The organism is Legionella waltersii, from assembly GCF_001468085.1.
GTDB classification, from domain to species: domain Bacteria; phylum Pseudomonadota; class Gammaproteobacteria; order Legionellales; family Legionellaceae; genus Legionella; species Legionella waltersii.
Genome location: NZ_LNZB01000051.1, coordinates 1 through 18,999, shown reverse-complemented (window position 1 = coordinate 18,999; position 18,999 = coordinate 1). Strand labels below are relative to the sequence as shown.

The window sequence follows — 18,999 nt, the reverse complement described above, 5'->3', positions numbered from 1 at the left end:
ACCATGGCTACTATTGAAATAGACGGTAAAACACTTGAAGCAGAAAACGGCAAAATGATTATTGAGGTTGCAGATGAGGCAGGTATTTATATTCCTCGTTTTTGCTACCATAAAAAATTATCGGTTGCTGCAAACTGCCGTATGTGTCTTGTAGAGGTTGAGAATGGTAGAAAACCAGTGCCGGCTTGTGCTACACCAATTACGAATGGAATGAAGGTTTTTACCAAATCAGAGCAAGCATTGCATTCACAAAAGGTTGTAATGGAGTTCCTGCTTATCAATCACCCACTTGATTGCCCTATATGTGATCAAGGTGGTGAGTGTGAACTGCAGGACATTTCAATGGGTTTTGGTGATGACAAATCAGTTTACGCTGAAACGAAGCGTGCAGTCGAAGATGACGATTTAGGGACCTTAATTTCTACTGAAATGACACGCTGTATACATTGTACTCGTTGTGTTCGATTTGGAGATGAAATTGCTGGGGTGCGAGAGTTAGGTGCAACAGGGCGCGGTGAGCACATGCAAATTGGTACCTATGTACAACACAGCATGTCTTCCGAGGTTTCAGGGAATATCATCGATTTATGCCCAGTTGGCGCATTAACCTCCAAACCGTATCGTTTTACCGCAAGAGCTTGGGAACTCGTTCAACACGACAGTATAGCCCCTCACGATTGTCTTGGTTCCAATGTTTACATTCATACTCGAAACAATAAGTTAATGAGAGTGGTGCCACGAGACAATGAAGAAATCAATGAATCTTGGTTATCGGACAGAGATCGATTTAGCTATTTAGGCTTAAATTCAAGCTCTAGAACTAGCAAACCCCAAATTAAACGTAATGGACAATGGGAAGAGGTGGATTGGGAAACCGCACTGAAATACACGGCAGATGGAATGAGCAAAATAATAAAACAAAATGGTCCTGATCAATTCGCGGCATTTTGTTCAAGCTCTTCTACGCTTGAAGAAATGTATTTATTGCAAAAGCTGATGCGCGAACTAGGTGTTAATAATTTAGACCATCGACTTCATCAAACGGACTTCAAAGATCAGGATAATCAAGCAACTGTACCTACTAACTCCCTTAAGTATGCTGAGATTGAGCATCAACAATCAATTATTATAATCGGCTGTAATATTCATAGAGAAGTGCCCTTGGCTGGACTAAAAGTTCGAAAAGCAAATAGGAATGGAGCCACGATTTTTGCAATCAACCCAGTAGATTATGATTATCATTTTGATGTTTCAGGAAAATCAGTTATTAGCCCACTAGAAATGCCCATGCAATTAGCTAAATTGGCTTTAGCGTTAGCAGGAACTAGTAGCTCCTTGCCCGAAGAAGTGCAAAAACTATTAATTGGGCTTGAGGCAGATAAAGTCAGTAAACAAATGTCTAAAGCTCTGAAAGAGGAACGGGCTTGCCTAGTTACTGGCGCGATTTGCGAAAATCATCCGGAAGCATCATTAATTCGTACATTAATTTATACCATTCAGAAATTAAGTGGAGCCAAACTCGTGAGACTTACTCACGGTTCAAATACTGCTGGGGCTTGTATAGCAGGAATGTTGCCTCATCGAACTGTTGCAGGTAAAGCCAGCGCTGAAACAGGTCTTAATGTACAACAATCATTATCTGAAAAATTAAAAGGTTACCTTTTAATGGGGGTTGAACCAGGTTTTGATTTTGCCAATCCTAGTGGTGCTAGGCAATCAATGCTTGCTGCAGAATTTGTCGTGTTACTGACTGCATTCAATCACGATTCAATGCGAGATTATGCGGATGTTATTTTACCTATTGCTCCCTTTGCAGAAACCTCTGGTACCTACATAAACATTGATAATACATGGCAAAGCGTTAAAGGCGCATTACAGCCTCATGGAGAGGCTAGGCCTGCTTGGAAGGTGCTCAGAGTCTTAGGTAATCTATTCCAACTCAAACAATTTGACTACCTTTCTTCAGAAGATGTCCTTACAGAAGTAAAAGAACATGTAGCAATGACCTTAGAGCAAGAGTATAAACCTTATTACCCAGAGTCATTACCAGTAATCAATGAATCATTAGTAAGAGTGGGTGAGTGGCCGCTTTATCGTATTGATGCTATTGTAAGAAATGCAACAGAGCTGCAGCATTGTGCTGCATCAGAAACAGCCTGCATAAGGATCAATCCAGCAACAGCTGATCGATTAAATTTAGAAGAAATTGCCACTGTATCTCAAGGAGAGATTGAGATAACATTGCCGCTAAAACGAGATAATCGCATTGCGACAGATGTGGTATGGGTAGCTAATGCAATGCCAGAGACAGTTGATCTCGGACATTCATTTGCTGCAATAACTATTAAGCGCTAGATAGGTAAAAAAATGCTTCATTCTATTGGCATATTAATTTGGATAGTTATAAAAATATTAGTAATCGTTGTGCCTTTGTTAATATGCGTTGCGTATTTAACTTATGCAGAGCGCAAAGTGATTGGCTATATTCAAGTGCGAATAGGCCCTAATCGAGTTGGCTTAAAAGGGTTGCTACAACCTTTTGCTGATCTTATTAAACTGATAACAAAAGAAATCATTGTGCCTCATCGCTCAAATAAGTACCTATTTGTGATAGCTCCATTATTTGCCTTAGTTCCTTCATTAGCTGGATGGGCAGTTATCCCTTTTCAAGAAGGACTGGTATTAGCCAACATTAGTGCTGGTGTCCTCTACCTTTTTGCGATGAGTTCTCTAGGTGTTTATGGAGTACTAATCGCAGGGTGGGCATCAAATTCAAAATACGCCATGTTTGGTGCATTGAGAAGTGCGGCCCAAACTGTATCTTATGAGATTGCTATGGGATTTGCGTTTGTGGGGGTCCTTTTAGCTGCAGGCAGTATGAATCTGAGCGATATTGTCTATTCACAAAAGGGTGGTATTCTGCATTGGTGGTTTATACCTCTGTTGCCACTGTTCTTGGTTTTCTGGATTGCAGGAATTGCTGAAACAAACAGAGCCCCTTTTGATTTAGCAGAAGGTGAATCTGAAATCGTAGCAGGCTTCCATGTCGAATATTCAGGAATTGGTTTTGCTCTCTTTTTCCTATCCGAATATGCCAGCATGATCTTAATATCCACTGTGATGGCTGTTTTGTTTATGGGAGGATGGTTATCACCATTTGAGGGAATTTCATTTTTAGACCAAGTATTTTTTGTTGTTCCTGGATTTGTATGGTTACTGCTTAAAATAAGTTTCTTTTTATTTGTGTATTTATGGGTCAGAGCAACATTCCCCAGGTATAGATATGATCAGTTGATGCGTTTAGGTTGGAAAATACTTATTCCAGTGACTATTGTGTGGGTAATTGTTACCGCCTTAATGGTAGTTGCTCATGTTAAACCTTGGTTTTGACGGTTAAAAGAGAAGCCGATGAAAAAAGCATATCAGTATATTAAACATTATATCCGTAGTTACTTGCTCGTAGAGCTATTGGCAGGGTTGAATGTAACTCTAAAGTATTTTTTTAGAAAAAAAATCACCGTGCAATTCCCTGAGGAGCAAACACCACTATCCCCGCGTTTTAGGGGATTGCTTGCTTTGCGTCGATATCCTAATGGTGAGGAAAGATGTATTGCATGTAAGCTGTGCGAGGCTGTATGTCCAGCGCTAGCAATAACCATTGAATCAGAGCCACGTGAAGATGGATCAAGGCGAACCACTCGTTATGATATTGATATGTTCAAATGCATAAATTGTGGTCTTTGTGAGGAGTCGTGCCCAGTAGATTCGATTGTGGTTACTCCGATTCACCACTACCACATTAGTGAACGTGGACAAAATATTATGACTAAAGAAAAGCTCTTAGCGGTAGGTGATTTAATGGAATCAAAACTAGCAGCTGATAGAGCAGCAGATGAAAAATACCGTTAATGGGGTGATATATGCATGAGTCGCTAGTCCAAGTTATCTATTATGTTTTTTCGATATTAGCAATTGGATCTGCTTTGATGGTTATAACGCAAAATAACCCAGTACGCTGTGTTTTATTTCTGGTGCTAACTTTTTTTGCTAGCTCAGTTCTGTGGATATTAGCTGAAGCTGAGTTTCTGGCTCTCATATTAGTTTTAGTGTATGTCGGTGCCGTAATGACTCTTTTTTTATTTGTGGTCATGATGCTCAATATTGACATTGAAAGCATGAAATCGCATTTTATGAAATACCTGCCGTTCGGATTGGTTTTGGTTGCTTTATTAACTGGCTTGCTTATGGTTGCAATCCCTAAGGAAGCGCTTATGTCGAGCGTACAAAATCAACCAGTAATAGAAACAACGGATGCACAAATTCAAGATTTATCAGAACCAGTTGATAACTCCGTGGGCAAAATCTCTAATACAGAAGCTCTAGGATTGGTGTTATATACCGATTATTTCCTTGCCTTTGAAATTGCTGCTGTCATTTTACTGGTGGCTATTATTTCAGCCATTACACTGGCACATAGGGGGGCAATTCGTTCGAAACGCCAAAATATTACTCAGCAAATTATGACAAGAAAAGAAGATCGAGTGCATTTAGTGAGTATGAAATCAGAGAAATAAGAATATTGGGGAATCCTTTATGATACCTGTTTATAACTATTTAATATTAGGTTCTATCTTATTTGGTTTAAGCCTTGTTGGCATTATGCTGAATAGAAAAAATATTATCCTATTGCTAGTTTGCGTTGAGTTGATGCTATTAGCAGTTAATACGAATTTCATCGCATTTTCTCATTACTACAATGATTTGGGTGGACAAGTTTTTGTCTTTTTCATTTTAACCGTAGCCGCTGCAGAAGCGGCTATTGGATTGGCTATAGTCATGTTGCTTTATAGAAATAGGGGCAATATTGATGTAGATAAAATGAATCATTTAAAAGGTTAATATCGTGAGTATACAACAACTTTGTTTAGTGATTGTTTTAGCACCATTATTTGGATCGGCTATTGCTGGTTTCTTTCGTAATCAAATTGGGAGAGCCGGCGCCCATAGCGTTACTATTCTTGGGGTGTCCATCTCTTTCTTGTTTTCATTGTACGTGTCCTATGGAGTTTTTTCTGGAGTAATACCAAATACAATTGCTCCCCTTTATCAATGGGCTAGCGGAGGTACTTCGTTTCCCTATGAGTTTAATATTGGATTTTTAATAGACCCACTAACCGTTGTGATGCTAGTAATTGTTAATTTTGTATCGTTGTTAGTCCATATATATAGTATTGGTTACATGGCTGACGATGATGGCTACCAACGATTTTTTAGCTATATTTCTCTCTTCACTTTTATGATGTTAATGCTAGTAAGTTCGAATAACTTTCTACAGCTATTTTTTGGATGGGAAGGCGTAGGGCTTGTATCTTACTTATTAATCGGATTCTGGTATCAAAAGGAATCAGCCATTGAGGGAAGCCTTAAAGCTTTCTTAGTAAATAGAGTGGGTGACTTTGGGTTTATATTAGGTATTGGTTTAGTTTTTGCCTACACTGGCAGTCTCGAATACGATAAAGTCTTTAGCAGTGCTAGCTATCTCGCAAGTCAGAACATAGAACTTTTTTCTAATCACCCTTGGTCCTTAATAACGGTTATTTGCTTGTTATTATTTGTTGGCGCAATGGGAAAATCAGCTCAAGTACCATTGCATGTATGGCTTCCAGAGTCTATGGAAGGCCCAACACCCATTTCTGCGCTAATTCATGCTGCAACCATGGTTACGGCAGGTGTTTTTATGGTGGCTCGAATTTCACCACTTATGGAGTTATCTGAAACAGCATTAAGCTTTATTCTTGTTATTGGAGCCACAGGAGCTCTATTTACTGGAATATTAGCTTTAGTGATGAATGATATTAAACGTGTTGTTGCTTATTCAACCCTGTCTCAACTTGGATATATGATGGTAGCTATGGGAGCATCAGCGTATAGTGCAGGTATGTTCCATTTACTAACCCATGCGTGCTTTAAAGCATTGTTATTTCTTGGTGCTGGATCAGTCATTATTGGAATGCATCATGAGCAAGACATGAGAAAAATGGGTGGGCTTTGGAATAAAATGCCAATCACATATGTAACTTATGTCATTGGTAGCTTAGCATTATGCGCATTCCCTCCTTTTGCAGGATTCTATTCAAAAGATACGATTATTGAGGCTGCACAATTATCCAGTATTCCAGGTAGTGGATATGCTTATTTTTGTGTAACTCTTGGTGCCATGGTAACAGCGCTCTATACGTTCCGTTCCTTATTTATGACATTTCATGGCAAACCAAGAATGGATACGCATACATTAAGCCATATCCATGAATCGCCCTGGGTAGTTTGGTTACCTTTAGTCTTACTTGCTATTCCTTCAATTATAATTGGTTATGTTCTGTATATGCCAATGCTATTTGACTCACCTAGCTTACTGAGCTCATCTTTATTTGTTTTGCCTGAACATAATGTACTAGCCCATCTGGCTGAAGAAGTTAGTTCTCCTCTAGAAAGTGCAATTCATGCATTCTCTGCACTGCCCTTTTGGATTACTGTTTTAGGTGCGGCCATCGCTTGGGTTTGCTATATCGTTTTTCCGAGTATTCCAAGCTATTTTGCACAACGGTGTTCCATTATTTATCGAGTATTAATGAATAAATATGGGTTTGATAGTTTCAATGAATTATTTTTTGTAAAAGGAGCGAGGGGCTTAGGTCAACTGTTTTATCGAGTTGGTGATCAAGAGCTAATCGATGGCATGGTTGTAAATGGCAGTGGACGTCTAGTTCGCTGGGCATCTAAAGTTGGTCGCCACTTGCAAAGTGGCTATCTTTATCATTACGCCACAATGATGGTGTTTGGATTATTAGGTTTTCTCTGCTGGTTAATACTAGGCTGAAGATAGGGTGAAGTGATGCAATATTTGCTTAATATATTAATTTGGTTACCAATACTTGGTGGGGTCTTTATTCTATTTGCTGGAGACGATAATAATCCTAATGTATCTCGTTATTTATCACTCTTTACAGTCTTGCTCTGCTTATTGCTCTGCATTCCTTTAGTCCAGGGATTTAAAATAGATACCTTTGGGATGCAGTATTTAGTAGAAATACCATGGATGCCATCGCTTGGAATTAACTATAGCCTAGGTATTGATGGTTTATCTTTATTACTCATGGTCCTATCAATTTTTACCAATTTGATTGTCATATTGGCTACTTGGGACAGTATCACAAAGCGAATTTCACAATATTTAGCGGCCTTTTTAATCATGCAAGGTTTATTGATGGGGGTTTTTGCCGCCACTGATGCAATTGTATTTTATATATTTTGGGAAGCTACTTTAATTCCTATGTACCTTATTATCGGGATATGGGGATCGGAAAACCGTGTCTACGCCGCCATTAAATTCTTTCTTTATACCTTTTTAGGTTCAGTACTCATGTTAGCTAGCTTTTTGTACATGGGTTATATCGCTGGGTCATTTAAAATTGAAACCTTCTACGCAATTAAATTAGGGATGACTGCACAAACACTCATATTTATTGCCTTCTTCCTCGGGTTTGCCATTAAAATTCCAATGTTCCCTGTGCATACCTGGTTGCCGGATGCACACACCGAAGCTCCTGCGGGTGGATCAGTCATACTGGCCGCGATTTTATTAAAATTAGGGGCGTATGGATTTATTCGATTTTCTCTACCAATGGTACCCGATGCCTGCAATAAATTTGCCGGCGTAATGGTTGCTCTATCATTAATCGCGGTAGTATACATTGGACTAGTGGCTATCATACAAAAGGATATGAAAAAACTAATTGCGTATTCATCCATTTCACATATGGGCTTTGTCACCCTAGGATGCTTTGCAATTTTTGCAATTGCGCAACATGGAGGATTAAGTAATGCTGGTCTTATCCTTGAGGGGGCGATCGTAATAATGATCTCGCACGCGTTTGTCTCTAGCGCGATGTTTGCTGGGGTAGGATATATTTACGATCGTATGCATACTCGACAACTTTCCGACTTCGGCGGGATTGTAAATACAATGCCTATTTTTGCATCACTCTTCATGCTATTTGCTATGGCTAATGCAGGATTACCAGGAACTTCTGGATTTGTTGGGGAGTTTATGGTGATCCTAGGTAGCATCAAAGCCGGCTTTTGGGTAGCATTTTGGGCAGCAACCACCTTAATTGTTGGTGCAGCGTACACTTTATGGATGTATAAGAGAGTGATATTTGGACCTGTTGCAAATGATAAAGTCGCTGCTCTTAAGGACATTTCTGGATTTGAATTAAGTGCTTATATTTTGTTGGCTCTAATGGTTATTGCATTAGGTGTATATCCCAAACCTATGTTGGAATTTGTACACCAAACCGTGAGTCATACTTTAGCATTAGCGGATAAAACAAAACTGTAACATAGAGCAATGATTGGGGATATATAACAATCAAGTTCCAAAGCAAGGTTAAACAATATGATAGCAATACTAGAAAATATCCATGTAGCAATACCTGAAATGATTGTGTTGATCACGGCTTGTATCGCTTTGCTGGCAGATCTATTTTTAAAAAATAAGGTTAAATCAATCGCTTATTACATCGTTTGTTTAGGTCTGGTCTTAGCTGCGTGTGTTAGTTATTTGTACGTTGGTGATTTCAAAATACTCATTTTTAAAGGCATGTTTGTTAGTGATGATATAGCCCACTTAATGAAGCTTTTTATTTATATTACCGTTTTACTGAGTTTCGTCTATTCCAGGAACTATATTGATGAAAGACAAATCCCATCCGGCGATTATTATGTATTAGGATTATTCTCTACTTTAGGAATGATGCTTTTGGTTTCAGCGCACTCCCTGCTTACAGTGTATTTAGGTCTTGAATTGATGTCATTGCCGCTGTACGCCATGACCACCATTCGAAGAACTGATAGTGATGCATCTGAAGCAGCCATCAAGTATTTTGTGATGGGGGCAATCGCTTCAGGAATGTTGTTGTATGGCATGTCCCTGATATACGGTGCAACAGGTAAACTGGACTTATTAGAGATAGCCAGTGCAATTTCAACAAACTGGCAACGAGAGCACACGATGTTTACTTTTGCAATGGTGTTTGTGCTTGCGGGTGTTGGATTTAAATTGGCGGCTGTACCATTCCATATGTGGGCCCCCGATGTCTATCAGGGTGCGCCTAGCTCAGTGACATTACTTATTAGTACCGCACCAAAAATCGCTGCTATTGGTATGGCGTTACGAATTTTAACAATTGGTTTGGTAGACATCACTGCCCAATGGCAACAAATCATTTTAGTATTGGCATTGCTTTCAACTGGGCTAGGAAATTTATTAGCTGTGATCCAAACTAAAATTAAGAGACTATTAGCTTATTCTGCAATCTCTCATATTGGTTATGCACTCTTTGGCATCTTAGCTGCAAGTTCAGCAGGTTATGCCGCTTCACTGTATTATATTTTGGTCTATGCATTAATGTCTGCTGCCGGTTTTGGTCTAATTGTCCTCTTATCCAATCACGGCATTGAAATAGATGACATAGATGATCTCAAGGGTCTAAATCGTAGAAATCCTTGGATAGCCTTTATGATGCTACTGGTGATGTTTTCCATGGCTGGAGTTCCACCTACAGTGGGCTTTTTCACTAAGCTGTGGGTGTTAAAGGCTTTAGTAGATGCTCACATGGTATGGTTGGCAGTAGTTGGCCTAATGTTTACTGTCATAGGTGCGTATTATTATTTACGTATCGTTAAAATCATGTATTTTGATCAACCTATTAACGATACTAAATTTGAAATAAGCAAAGTTGGCGGAATTTTGTATTCAATGAACTGCTTGTCTTTACTGTATTTAGGCATATTTCCAGGAGCACTTATTGCTGCTTGCATCAATGCGTTTACAAATTAATTAGGAAAGACACGCGAAATGTCTTGCTAATGCAGCTGAGTATCAGTATAATTTGCAACAGTTGACGCGGGGTGGAGCAGCCTGGTAGCTCGTCGGGCTCATAACCCGAAGGTCGTAGGTTCAAATCCTGCCCCCGCTACCAATTTATTAGAACCCCATTTATGGGGTTTTTTATTATGTTGAATTGGGTCCTGTGCGATTCTAAGTCACCAACTAGGCTTGGGCATATGCGCCCTTTTTTTGTTCTAAAATATTATGATCAATGAAGAGTTAGTACGACTTGTAGAGCCCAGTATCAATGACATGGGTTATGAACTTTGGGGTTGCGAATACCTATCCCAAGGTAAACACTCATTGTTAAGAATTTACATTGATAAATCGGATGGTATTGGTATAGAAGATTGTCAAGCAGTTAGCAGACAAGTAAGTGCGATACTTGATGTTGAGGATCCTATACAAGGGAACTACAATTTAGAAATTTCATCACCTGGAATTCCTCGTCCATTATTTAGTAGTTGGCAATATGAGAGATATCTTGGACATGCAGTCGATGTAAAAGTGTTTAAACCAGTTAATGGTAAGCGTAAATTTCACGGAACTATTCATGCAGTTAATGAGAATGAAATAGTTCTAGATATAAATGGTGAACATCAGGAATTATATATTTCAAATATTGTGCGAGCATATTTGACAGTCTAGAGAGGCGAACAATGAGCAAAGAATTGTTATTAGTTGCTGAAGCATTATCCAACGAAAGAGGTGTTAGCAAAGAAGTCATAATACTTGCCATCCAGGCTGCTCTCGAATCAGCAACCAGGAAAATAGTAGGTTTAGATATAGGTGTTCGCATTAAACTAGACTCTAAAACAGGTGAGTATGAAACATACCGCTACTGGGATGTTGTAAATGACGAAGATTTAGAATTCCCAGAACATCAATTGACTTTAGATCAGGCAAAAGAACGCTGCCCATCTATAAAAATTGGCGAACGTATTGAAGAATCTATTCCATCTATTGAGTTTGGAAGAATTGAAGCTCAAGCTGCACGCCAAGTCATTATGCAAAAGGTTAGAGAAGCGGAGCGAGAATTAGTAATCGATCAGTTTAGAAGTAAGCTTGGCCAATTGGTATATGGTACTGTTAAAAAAGTAACAAGAGACAATATTATTATTGATTTAGGTGGCAAAGCAGAAGCCTTTCTACCAAGAACAGAAATGTTGCCTCATGAAATGTTTCGACCCAACGATAGAGTGCGTGCTTATCTTTACGAGCTTACTCCGCAAGCAAGAGGTCCTCAATTGTTTGTAAGCCGTATTCGAAATGAGATGTTAATTGAACTATTTCGTATTGAAGTACCTGAAATTGGTGAGAACATTATCGATATTAAAGCAGCGGCTAGAGATCCAGGTAACAGAGCTAAGATTGCTGTCAAAACAAACGATGGACGCATTGATCCAATTGGTGCTTGCGTGGGTATGCGTGGTGCACGGGTCCAAGCTGTATCCAGTGAATTAGGCGGCGAAAGAGTTGATATTATTCTTTGGGATGACAACCCCGCTCAGTTGGTTATTAATGCAATGGCTCCAGCAGATATTACGTCAATTGTTGTTGACGAAGATACTCACACCATGGATCTAGCGGTATCTAAAGAACAATTGTCCCAAGCGATTGGTCGTAATGGTCAGAATGTTAGGTTAGCAAGCCAGCTTACTGGATGGACGCTCAATGTAATGACCACGGATGAGTTTGAAAATAAAAATCAGGAAGAATCGAGCAAAATAGTTAAATTATTTACTTCAGCTTTAGAAATTGATGAAGAATTAGCGTCGTTGTTGGTTGCACATGGATTTTCATCTCTAGAAGAAATAGCTTATGTCCCCAAAGAAGAACTTTTAGCGATTGAAGAGTTTGACGAGGAAATTGTTGAGGAGCTGAGAAATAGAGCTAATGACACCTTACTAACAATGGCTCTTTCTTCAGGTATAGGATCTTCTGGTATGCCAGATGACTCACTATTAGGCATGGAAGGGATGACAGAAGATCTAGCAAACAAGCTAGCCCAAAAGGGAATTACTTCAATGGAAGAGTTGGCAGAGCAATCTGTCGATGAGCTGATGGAAATCCAGGGGATTAGTGAAGAAAAAGCAGGAGCCTTAATTATGAAAGCTAGAGAACCCTGGTTTCAATAATTAGGTGAACGTGCTGAATAACTTTTAAAGTTATCATATTGGCAGTAAATAAAATGTATGCAGCTTTACATTAAAGGTGCTGAGAGAGGATTAAACTATGGCGGATGTGACGGTTAAGCAATTAGCACAAGTCGTTGGAATTCCGGTTGAACGCTTATTGAACCAGTTACAGGAAGCAGGATTGTCATTTAATGATGATCAACAGACTGTGAATGAAGAGCAAAAACGGATTCTACTAAATCATTTAAAGAGTAGTTCTAGCCGTAGCACTGCTGTCGCTCCTGAACGCATAACATTAAGACGCAAAAGCTTGTCTCAGGTTACTGTTGGACATGATGCACACACTGGAAAGACTGTAAATATTGAGGTACGCAAGAAGAAGACTTTCGTCAAGCGCAGCACGATTCAAGAACAACCTGAGATTGATGAAACTAAGGTCCTAGCAGTTGAAGAAGTAATAGATCACGAACCTGAGATCGAAAATACAGAGATTCAAGAGGTAGTCGTAGAGCAACCAAAGGATCAAAATCAGGATGAAGTAAATGCAACTCTTGCTGATGAAGCTCATAAAGAAACCACTATAGAAGAGCAAACCAGATCAGAAGATATCATCAATACTCATGAGGAAGAAATTCCATTAGTGGAAACTAATGTACAGGAAAGCTCCGAACAAGGACCAGCTGTAGAACAACGTAGAGAAGAATCTAAAACAGAAAAACCAAGTAAAAAGAAGCACTCTGAATCCATGCAACCTGAATCAGAAACTTCAGACTACAAGAAAGTTAAGAAAAAACCAAAATATCAAGTCTTTGAAGCTGAAGATGAAGAAACTGATTCGCATCGACGAGGTGGACGAAGTAAATTTAAGAAACGTAAGCTTAATGAAAAATCAGATAAATACAGAGAAGCTGAGGAAACATTAACGCATGGGTTTGCATTACCGACAGCACCAATCGTGAAGGATGTATCAATACCTGAAACCATTACAGTTGCAGAATTAGCAAAGCGTATGTCTGTGAAAGCCGCAGAAGTCATTAAAGTAATGATGTCTTTAGGGGCTATGGCTACTATTAACCAGGTGATTGATCAAGAAACAGCAGTTATCGTTGTTGAAGAAATGGGACATAAGCCGGTCATTATCAAAGAAGATGCTATTGAGACCGATCTTGGTGAAACTTTATCTGTAGGAAGCAGAACTGAATCTCGTGCACCGGTTGTTACTATCATGGGACATGTCGACCATGGTAAAACATCCCTACTCGACTATATCCGTCGAACAAAAGTTGCTGCAGGCGAGGCTGGAGGTATTACCCAACACATTGGTGCTTACCACGTCAGTACTCCTAAAGGAGATATTACCTTTTTGGATACACCGGGGCATGCTGCATTTACAGCAATGAGAGCACGTGGAGCTCAAGCCACTGATATCGTTGTATTGATAGTAGCAGCTGATGATGGAGTAAAGCCACAGACTATAGAAGCTATACAACATGCAAAAGCTGCAAAAGTACCAATTATTGTTGCAATTAATAAAATGGATAAGCCCGATGCTGATCCAGACCGAGTTATGAATGAGTTAACAGTCCATGAGGTTATACCCGAGGCATGGGGTGGCGATACGATGTTTGTCAATATTTCTGCAAAATCAGGCATGGGAATTGACGAGTTGTTAGATGCCATTTTATTGCAATCAGAGGTATTAGAATTAACTGCGGTTGTTGATGGAGCGGCTAAAGGCGTAGTTATTGAATCTCGTTTGGATAAGGGTAGAGGTCCAGTTGCCACTGTGTTAGTTCAAAGCGGAACCTTGAACAAAGGGGATATTATTTTAGCAGGATTCCAATATGGCCGTGTAAGAGCTTTAGTTGGAGATAATGGTGACTTGGTTGAGAGTGCCGGTCCTTCTATCCCAGTAGAGGTACTTGGTCTATCGGCAATCCCACATGCGGGCGATGAGGCTGTGGTAGTATCTGACGAGAAAAGAGCTCGTGAAGTTGCATTATTCAGACAGGGTAAATTCCGTGACGTGAAACTTGCACGCAGACAAAAGTCTTCTATCGAAGGTATCATGGAAAATATGGCTGCAGGTGAGTCTAAGGTATTGAACATCGTGTTAAAAGCGGATGTACAAGGTTCCTTGGAAGCGATTGCTGATGCCTTAGTTAAGCTTTCAACGGACGAAGTCAAAGTTGAAGTCATTTCAAGTGGTGTTGGTGGGATTACAGAATCTGATGTTCACTTGGCGATTGCTTCAAGTGCTATTTTAATTGGATTTAACGTCAGGGCAGATAGTGCCGGTAAACGACTTGCAGAACAAGAATCTGTGTCTTTGCATTATTACAGCGTCATTTATGACATTGTCGATCAGATAAAAGGTGCTCTAACAGGTATGTTAGCACCACAATTTAAAGAAGAAATTGTAGGTATTGCTGAAGTACGTGATGTGTTCAAATCGCCAAAAATTGGCGCTATTGCAGGTTGTATGGTTGTTGAAGGAAACGTCAAACGTAATAACCCAATTAGGGTACTTCGTTCTAACGTCGTTATCTACGAAGGTACTCTTGAATCACTTAGACGCTTCAAAGATGATGTTGTTGAAGTTCGCCAAGGTTTTGAGTGTGGAATAGGTGTAAAAAATTACAATGACGTTAAGCCTGGTGATTTAATTGAAGTGTATGAGACAGTAGAAATTCAGCGTGATTTATAATTATGAGCAACGCATTTAAAAGAACAGATCGCATTGCAGAGATGATTCAGAGAAAATTATCTGTAATAATTCCTCAAGAGATTAAAGATCCACGATTAAAAGGCCTGGTCACTATTTCAGCAGTAAAAGTAGCTGCTGATTTAGGCCATGCTAAAGTTTATTTTACAGTCATTAATGAAGATAAACAGTTAGTCCTCAGCATACTGAATGGTGCAGCAAGCTATTTACGATCAGCTTTAGCACGCAGCATTACCTTACGAACAGTTCCTCAGCTCCATTTCATTTACGATGAATCCATAGAGTATGGTAAACGCTTAAGTCGCTTGATTGATGAAGTAAACCCTAAAACATCAGATGAAGAAAGTGACGAATAATCTGAATTCTCCAATCAATGGAATTTTATTATTGAATAAAGCACAAGGAATGACCTCTAATAAAGCCCTGCAAAAGGCTAAAAATCTTTTTGGAGCAAAAAAAGCGGGCCATTCAGGGAGCTTGGATCCTTTAGCTACGGGTATGTTGCCCGTTTGTTTCGGGGAAGCAACTAAAATTTGCCAGTACCTTCTAGATGCTGATAAGTGTTACCAAACCACAGGTCTTTTGGGTATAAAGACTAATACAGCGGACTCAACGGGTGAGATAATTTCACAGACAGAGGAGTTTTTTGTTTCGCAAGATGAACTTAAAGGAGCATTGCAGCAATACCTTGGGCACAGCAAACAAGTTCCATCGATGTTCTCCGCCCTAAAACATAATGGTGTTCCACTGTATCGATTAGCCAGAAATGGAATTGAGATTGAACGTGAAGCCAGGGACATACAAATTAGCCAGTTAGATCTTACTCAATTTGATGGAAACAATTTTTCTTTGACAGTGACTTGTAGCAAAGGGACCTATATTAGAAATTTGGTGGAAGATATTGGAGAAACAATTGGGATTGGGGCACACGTCACTCAATTGCATCGTGTTTACACGGCAGGTTTTGAGACGAGTGCAATGTACACTTTGGATGAACTCGCAACAATGACCCCATCCCAGAGAATGAACTGTTTAATATCGATGGATAGGGCAATTAACTACTTACCTTTCATTACGTTATCGGCTGAGGAAATCAATGCAATCCGTCAAGGCAGGATTGTTCGTTGCTCTGAATCAATGAATGAAAATGAAAACGTGCGTTTATATAATGAACAAATGCAATTTATCGGTATAGGTGAATATTTTAATCAATGTCAGATAAAAGCGAAGCGGTTGATGGCCTTCTAGGCTTAATCACAGTTATATTTTTTTAAACAAATTTTAGCGCAACACTTGTTTCGTTTGTGATGCCTTGGTAAAATGTCCCCCTTTAAATAAATACTTGGCTTAATTCCAGGAGTAAATAATGTCGCTAAACAGCGCGGATAAAGCAAAAATCGTTGAAGAATACAAACGTGGTGATAAAGATACTGGTTCTCCTGAAGTGCAAGTATCTTTGATAACAGGCCGTATTGAGTACTTAACTGCTCATTTCAAAATAAATAAAAAAGATTTCCATTCTAGACGTGGTTTACAAGAATTGGTAAATAAGCGCCGTAAACTTTTAAAGTATTTAAAGAGAAACGATGAAGCTCGTTATAAAGCTTTAATTCAAAGTCTTGGATTAAGAGATTCGTATTAATTAGGAAATAGTCTCAATGGGGACGTTTCAACTTAAAACACTAGTTTAAATTAAAAAGGCGCAGTATTCTGCGCCTTTTTTTTCATTGTACTGACAAATGAGGAACAGTTCGTGGCAAAAATTATTAGAGAAATTGTATTAGGCGAGCATACTTTAGTATTAGAAACAGGGGAAGTGGCTAGACAGGCTGATGGTGCTGTAATGGCCAACATGAATGGCACTCAGGTTCTGGTTACTGTGGTTTGGAAAAAGGATGGCGGGGAAAACAATGACTTTTTTCCTTTAACAGTAAACTACCAAGAGAAGTTTTATGCTGCAGGTAAAATACCTGGTGGTTTTACAAAGCGCGAAGGTAGGCCATCTGATAACGAAACATTAATATCTCGTTTGATTGACAGACCTATTCGTCCACTGTTTCCGGATAACTTCCATAATGAAGTTCAAGTCATTGCAACAGTACTTTCATTAAATCCCGATGTTTCACCTGACATCGTTTCTATGATAGCTGCGTCAGCTGCCCTGGCAATTTCTGGTGTTCCTTTCAATGGTCCGATTGGTGCTGCAAGAGTCGGTTATAAAGACGGTATCTATCTTTTAAATCCTAGTAGAAAGGAACTAACTGATTCTAAGCTTGATTTAGTCATCGCTGGAACCAAAGATGCTATCTTGATGGTTGAGTCAGAAGCGAAAGAATTAAGTGAGGACATCATGCGTGGTGCAATGATGTTCGGCCATGAAATGATGAAAGGGGTGATAAAAGCTATTGAAGAAATGGCAACAGCAGTTGGTAAGCAACAAATTGAATGGCAAGCACCTGAAATAGATACTGTTCTGCAAGAAAGAGTATCTCAAATTGCTCGCAAAGAAGTTGAAGAAGCCTATTTAATTAAAGACAAACAACAACGTTACCAACGCTTAGATGAGCTAAGAGAACAAACGGTTGCTGCACTAACTGCAGAAAATGATGAACTAAAAGCAGAAGTCATTGCGGGTATGTTTGGTTCTTTGGAAAGCTCCATTGTTAGGAATCGTATTTTAGATGGCGAACCACGAATTGATGGCCGTGATCATAAAACAGTACGACCAATTGCTGTCCGTACAAAATGTCTTGAAAGAACCCACGGATCTTGTTTGTTTACCAGAGGCGAAACCCAAGCGATCGTTGTAGCAACACTAGGTAATGAGCGTGATGCACAGATGCTTGATGGCATTTCTGGCGAAAGTAAAGATCGCTTTATGCTGCATTACAATTTCCCACCCTATTCCGTTGGTGAAACTGGTCAGGTAGGCAGTCCTAAGCGACGTGAAATTGGTCATGGACGTTTGGCAAAACGCGCTTTATTAGCTGTTCTTCCTGAAGCCAGTGAATTTCCATATGTGCTGAGAGTTGTTTCTGAAATTACGGAATCTAATGGTTCAAGCTCCATGGCAACAGTTTGCGGAACTAGTTTAGCCTTAATGGATGCTGGTGTCCCATTAAAAGCTCCTGTTGCTGGTGTTGCAATGGGCCTGATCAAGGAAGGGGAGCGATTTGCTGTATTAACAGATATCTTAGGTGATGAAGATCATTTAGGCGATATGGATTTCAAAGTGGCTGGAACTGAAAATGGAATCACTGCCTTGCAAATGGACATCAAAATTTCAGGAATTACGAATGAGATTATGGAACAAGCTTTAGATCAAGCTTTAGCAGGTCGCATGCATATTCTTGGAGTAATGAACAATGCCTTGGCAGAACCTCGAGCTGAATTATCTGAGCATGCACCAAGAATTACAACAATGAAAGTAGCTGAAGACAAAATCCGTACTATCATTGGTAAAGGTGGGGCTACTATTAAAGGGTTAATTGATAGCACTGGTGTAGCAATAGACATTGATGATTCAGGGGTGGTCCAATTATTCTCTCCAGATAAAATGGCATTAGAAGAAGCACAAAGACAGATTAAACTTCTTGTTGCTGAAATTGAAGTAGGACAAACTTATCAGGGTAAAGTAAGTAAAATAGTGGACTTTGGAGCCTTTATCAATTTATTACCAGGTAAAGATGGTTTATTGCATATTTCGCAAATTTGCAGTGATAGATCACAAAAAGTAGAAAGCATTCTACAAGAAGGACAAGATATAGAAGTCTTCGTTGCTGGCATCGATAAACAAGGCCGAGTGAAGTTGGAGTGGAAAGATAAACCACAAGGAACTGATCCACAATCAGAACAAAATCAGGTTGAAATGGTCGAGGAATCTGCTACTGCCATCGATTCAGAAGAGCTTGCTGTCGCTCATCCTAAGTCTTCAGAAGAAGAGTAAGTCATTAAAAGATCCGGCCGCGACTGTAAGGGAGCGGATAACCGGATTCTTTCTTATCCGCTCCCTTACGGCTGAGGGATCGACTCATTTTTTAAATGGGGTATTTATACCCAAAGTCGGGTTCTTCGCCTAATGGCGATGCCTTAAGCGGTGTCATTAGGTTCTTCTATACGCCCCGCATCGCTCCGCTTGCTGACGCGCGCGGCTCGGTTTCTTCTTTGCTGTCTGAATCAAATCCTAG

At 39.6% G+C, this 18,999-nt stretch carries 15 protein-coding genes and 1 tRNA gene; all 16 read left to right on the top strand.

Annotated elements, in window-relative coordinates; translation table 11 throughout:
* Nucleotides 1-3 precede the first annotated feature (3 nt).
* The 16 genes from nuoG (at nucleotide 4) to pnp (ending at nucleotide 18,758) form a co-directional block, all read left to right on the top strand.
* Nucleotides 4-2,355 (top strand): NADH-quinone oxidoreductase subunit NuoG, encoded by a 2,352-nt coding sequence (gene nuoG / locus Lwal_RS09855; protein ID WP_058480635.1) that lies wholly within the window; start codon nucleotides 4-6, stop codon nucleotides 2,353-2,355.
* Nucleotides 2,356-2,367: 12 nt separating this feature from the next.
* The gene (gene nuoH, locus Lwal_RS09850) at nucleotides 2,368-3,390 is read left to right on the top strand and encodes an NADH-quinone oxidoreductase subunit NuoH (protein WP_058480634.1); all 1,023 of its coding nucleotides are present in this window, start codon (nucleotides 2,368-2,370) and stop codon (nucleotides 3,388-3,390) included.
* 18 nt (nucleotides 3,391-3,408) lie between these two features.
* The gene (gene nuoI, locus Lwal_RS09845; protein WP_058480633.1) at nucleotides 3,409-3,909 is read left to right on the top strand and encodes an NADH-quinone oxidoreductase subunit NuoI; all 501 of its coding nucleotides are present in this window, start codon (nucleotides 3,409-3,411) and stop codon (nucleotides 3,907-3,909) included.
* An 11-nt stretch (nucleotides 3,910-3,920) separates the two neighbouring features.
* Entirely contained in the window at nucleotides 3,921-4,574 is a 654-nt protein-coding gene (locus Lwal_RS09840) for an NADH-quinone oxidoreductase subunit J (RefSeq protein WP_058480632.1), read from the top strand.
* Between the two features lie 19 nt (nucleotides 4,575-4,593).
* Entirely contained in the window at nucleotides 4,594-4,899 is a 306-nt protein-coding gene (gene nuoK / locus Lwal_RS09835) for an NADH-quinone oxidoreductase subunit NuoK (protein WP_058480631.1), read from the top strand.
* A gap of 4 nt (nucleotides 4,900-4,903) precedes the next feature.
* Nucleotides 4,904-6,877, top strand: coding sequence for an NADH-quinone oxidoreductase subunit L (gene nuoL / locus Lwal_RS09830; protein WP_058480630.1), 1,974 nt, complete (start codon nucleotides 4,904-4,906; stop codon nucleotides 6,875-6,877).
* Nucleotides 6,878-6,892: 15 nt separating this feature from the next.
* Nucleotides 6,893-8,398 (top strand): complex I subunit 4 family protein, encoded by a 1,506-nt coding sequence (locus tag Lwal_RS09825; protein ID WP_058480629.1) that lies wholly within the window; start codon nucleotides 6,893-6,895, stop codon nucleotides 8,396-8,398.
* Nucleotides 8,399-8,455: 57 nt separating this feature from the next.
* Nucleotides 8,456-9,898 carry an NADH-quinone oxidoreductase subunit NuoN gene (gene nuoN, locus Lwal_RS09820; protein ID WP_058480628.1) on the top strand — a complete coding sequence of 481 codons (1,443 nt, stop codon included), beginning with the start codon at nucleotides 8,456-8,458 and terminating at the stop codon, nucleotides 9,896-9,898.
* A 65-nt stretch (nucleotides 9,899-9,963) separates the two neighbouring features.
* Nucleotides 9,964-10,040 (top strand) — tRNA-Met (locus Lwal_RS09815).
* A 113-nt stretch (nucleotides 10,041-10,153) separates the two neighbouring features.
* Nucleotides 10,154-10,597 (top strand): ribosome maturation factor RimP, encoded by a 444-nt coding sequence (rimP, locus tag Lwal_RS09810; RefSeq protein ID WP_058480627.1) that lies wholly within the window; start codon nucleotides 10,154-10,156, stop codon nucleotides 10,595-10,597.
* An 11-nt stretch (nucleotides 10,598-10,608) separates the two neighbouring features.
* Complete coding sequence (nusA, locus tag Lwal_RS09805) at nucleotides 10,609-12,087, top strand: transcription termination factor NusA (protein WP_058480626.1); 1,479 nt, start codon at nucleotides 10,609-10,611, stop codon at nucleotides 12,085-12,087.
* A 97-nt stretch (nucleotides 12,088-12,184) separates the two neighbouring features.
* Nucleotides 12,185-14,794, top strand: coding sequence for a translation initiation factor IF-2 (infB, locus tag Lwal_RS09800; protein WP_058480625.1), 2,610 nt, complete (start codon nucleotides 12,185-12,187; stop codon nucleotides 14,792-14,794).
* Between the two features lie 2 nt (nucleotides 14,795-14,796).
* Nucleotides 14,797-15,168 carry a 30S ribosome-binding factor RbfA gene (rbfA, locus tag Lwal_RS09795; RefSeq protein ID WP_058480624.1) on the top strand — a complete coding sequence of 124 codons (372 nt, stop codon included), beginning with the start codon at nucleotides 14,797-14,799 and terminating at the stop codon, nucleotides 15,166-15,168.
* Complete coding sequence (gene truB, locus Lwal_RS09790) at nucleotides 15,149-16,060, top strand: tRNA pseudouridine(55) synthase TruB (RefSeq protein ID WP_058480623.1); 912 nt, start codon at nucleotides 15,149-15,151, stop codon at nucleotides 16,058-16,060. Before rbfA ends, truB begins: the two co-directional genes overlap by 20 nt.
* Before the next feature lie 118 nt (nucleotides 16,061-16,178).
* Nucleotides 16,179-16,454: a 30S ribosomal protein S15 gene (gene rpsO, locus Lwal_RS09785; protein ID WP_058480622.1), complete on the top strand. Its 276-nt coding sequence runs from the start codon at nucleotides 16,179-16,181 to the stop codon at nucleotides 16,452-16,454.
* A gap of 111 nt (nucleotides 16,455-16,565) precedes the next feature.
* The gene (gene pnp / locus Lwal_RS09780; protein WP_058480621.1) at nucleotides 16,566-18,758 is read left to right on the top strand and encodes a polyribonucleotide nucleotidyltransferase; all 2,193 of its coding nucleotides are present in this window, start codon (nucleotides 16,566-16,568) and stop codon (nucleotides 18,756-18,758) included.
* Nucleotides 18,759-18,999: the final 241 nt, after the last annotated feature.

Excerpts from the sequence above, each read along its gene's own strand:
- nuoG (WP_058480635.1), top strand. The coding sequence starts at position 4 with ATGGCTACTATTGAAATAGACGGTAAAACACTTGAAGCAGAAAACGGC.
- nuoH (WP_058480634.1), top strand. The coding sequence starts at position 2,368 with ATGCTTCATTCTATTGGCATATTAATTTGGATAGTTATAAAAATATTA.
- nuoI (WP_058480633.1), top strand. The coding sequence starts at position 3,409 with ATGAAAAAAGCATATCAGTATATTAAACATTATATCCGTAGTTACTTG.
- Lwal_RS09840 (WP_058480632.1), top strand. The coding sequence starts at position 3,921 with ATGCATGAGTCGCTAGTCCAAGTTATCTATTATGTTTTTTCGATATTA.
- nuoK (WP_058480631.1), top strand. The coding sequence starts at position 4,594 with ATGATACCTGTTTATAACTATTTAATATTAGGTTCTATCTTATTTGGT.
- Lwal_RS09825 (WP_058480629.1), top strand. The coding sequence starts at position 6,893 with ATGCAATATTTGCTTAATATATTAATTTGGTTACCAATACTTGGTGGG.
- nuoN (WP_058480628.1), top strand. The coding sequence starts at position 8,456 with ATGATAGCAATACTAGAAAATATCCATGTAGCAATACCTGAAATGATT.
- rimP (WP_058480627.1), top strand. The coding sequence starts at position 10,154 with ATGATCAATGAAGAGTTAGTACGACTTGTAGAGCCCAGTATCAATGAC.
- nusA (WP_058480626.1), top strand. The coding sequence starts at position 10,609 with ATGAGCAAAGAATTGTTATTAGTTGCTGAAGCATTATCCAACGAAAGA.
- infB (WP_058480625.1), top strand. The coding sequence starts at position 12,185 with ATGGCGGATGTGACGGTTAAGCAATTAGCACAAGTCGTTGGAATTCCG.
- rbfA (WP_058480624.1), top strand. The coding sequence starts at position 14,797 with ATGAGCAACGCATTTAAAAGAACAGATCGCATTGCAGAGATGATTCAG.
- truB (WP_058480623.1), top strand. The coding sequence starts at position 15,149 with ATGAAGAAAGTGACGAATAATCTGAATTCTCCAATCAATGGAATTTTA.
- rpsO (WP_058480622.1), top strand. The coding sequence starts at position 16,179 with ATGTCGCTAAACAGCGCGGATAAAGCAAAAATCGTTGAAGAATACAAA.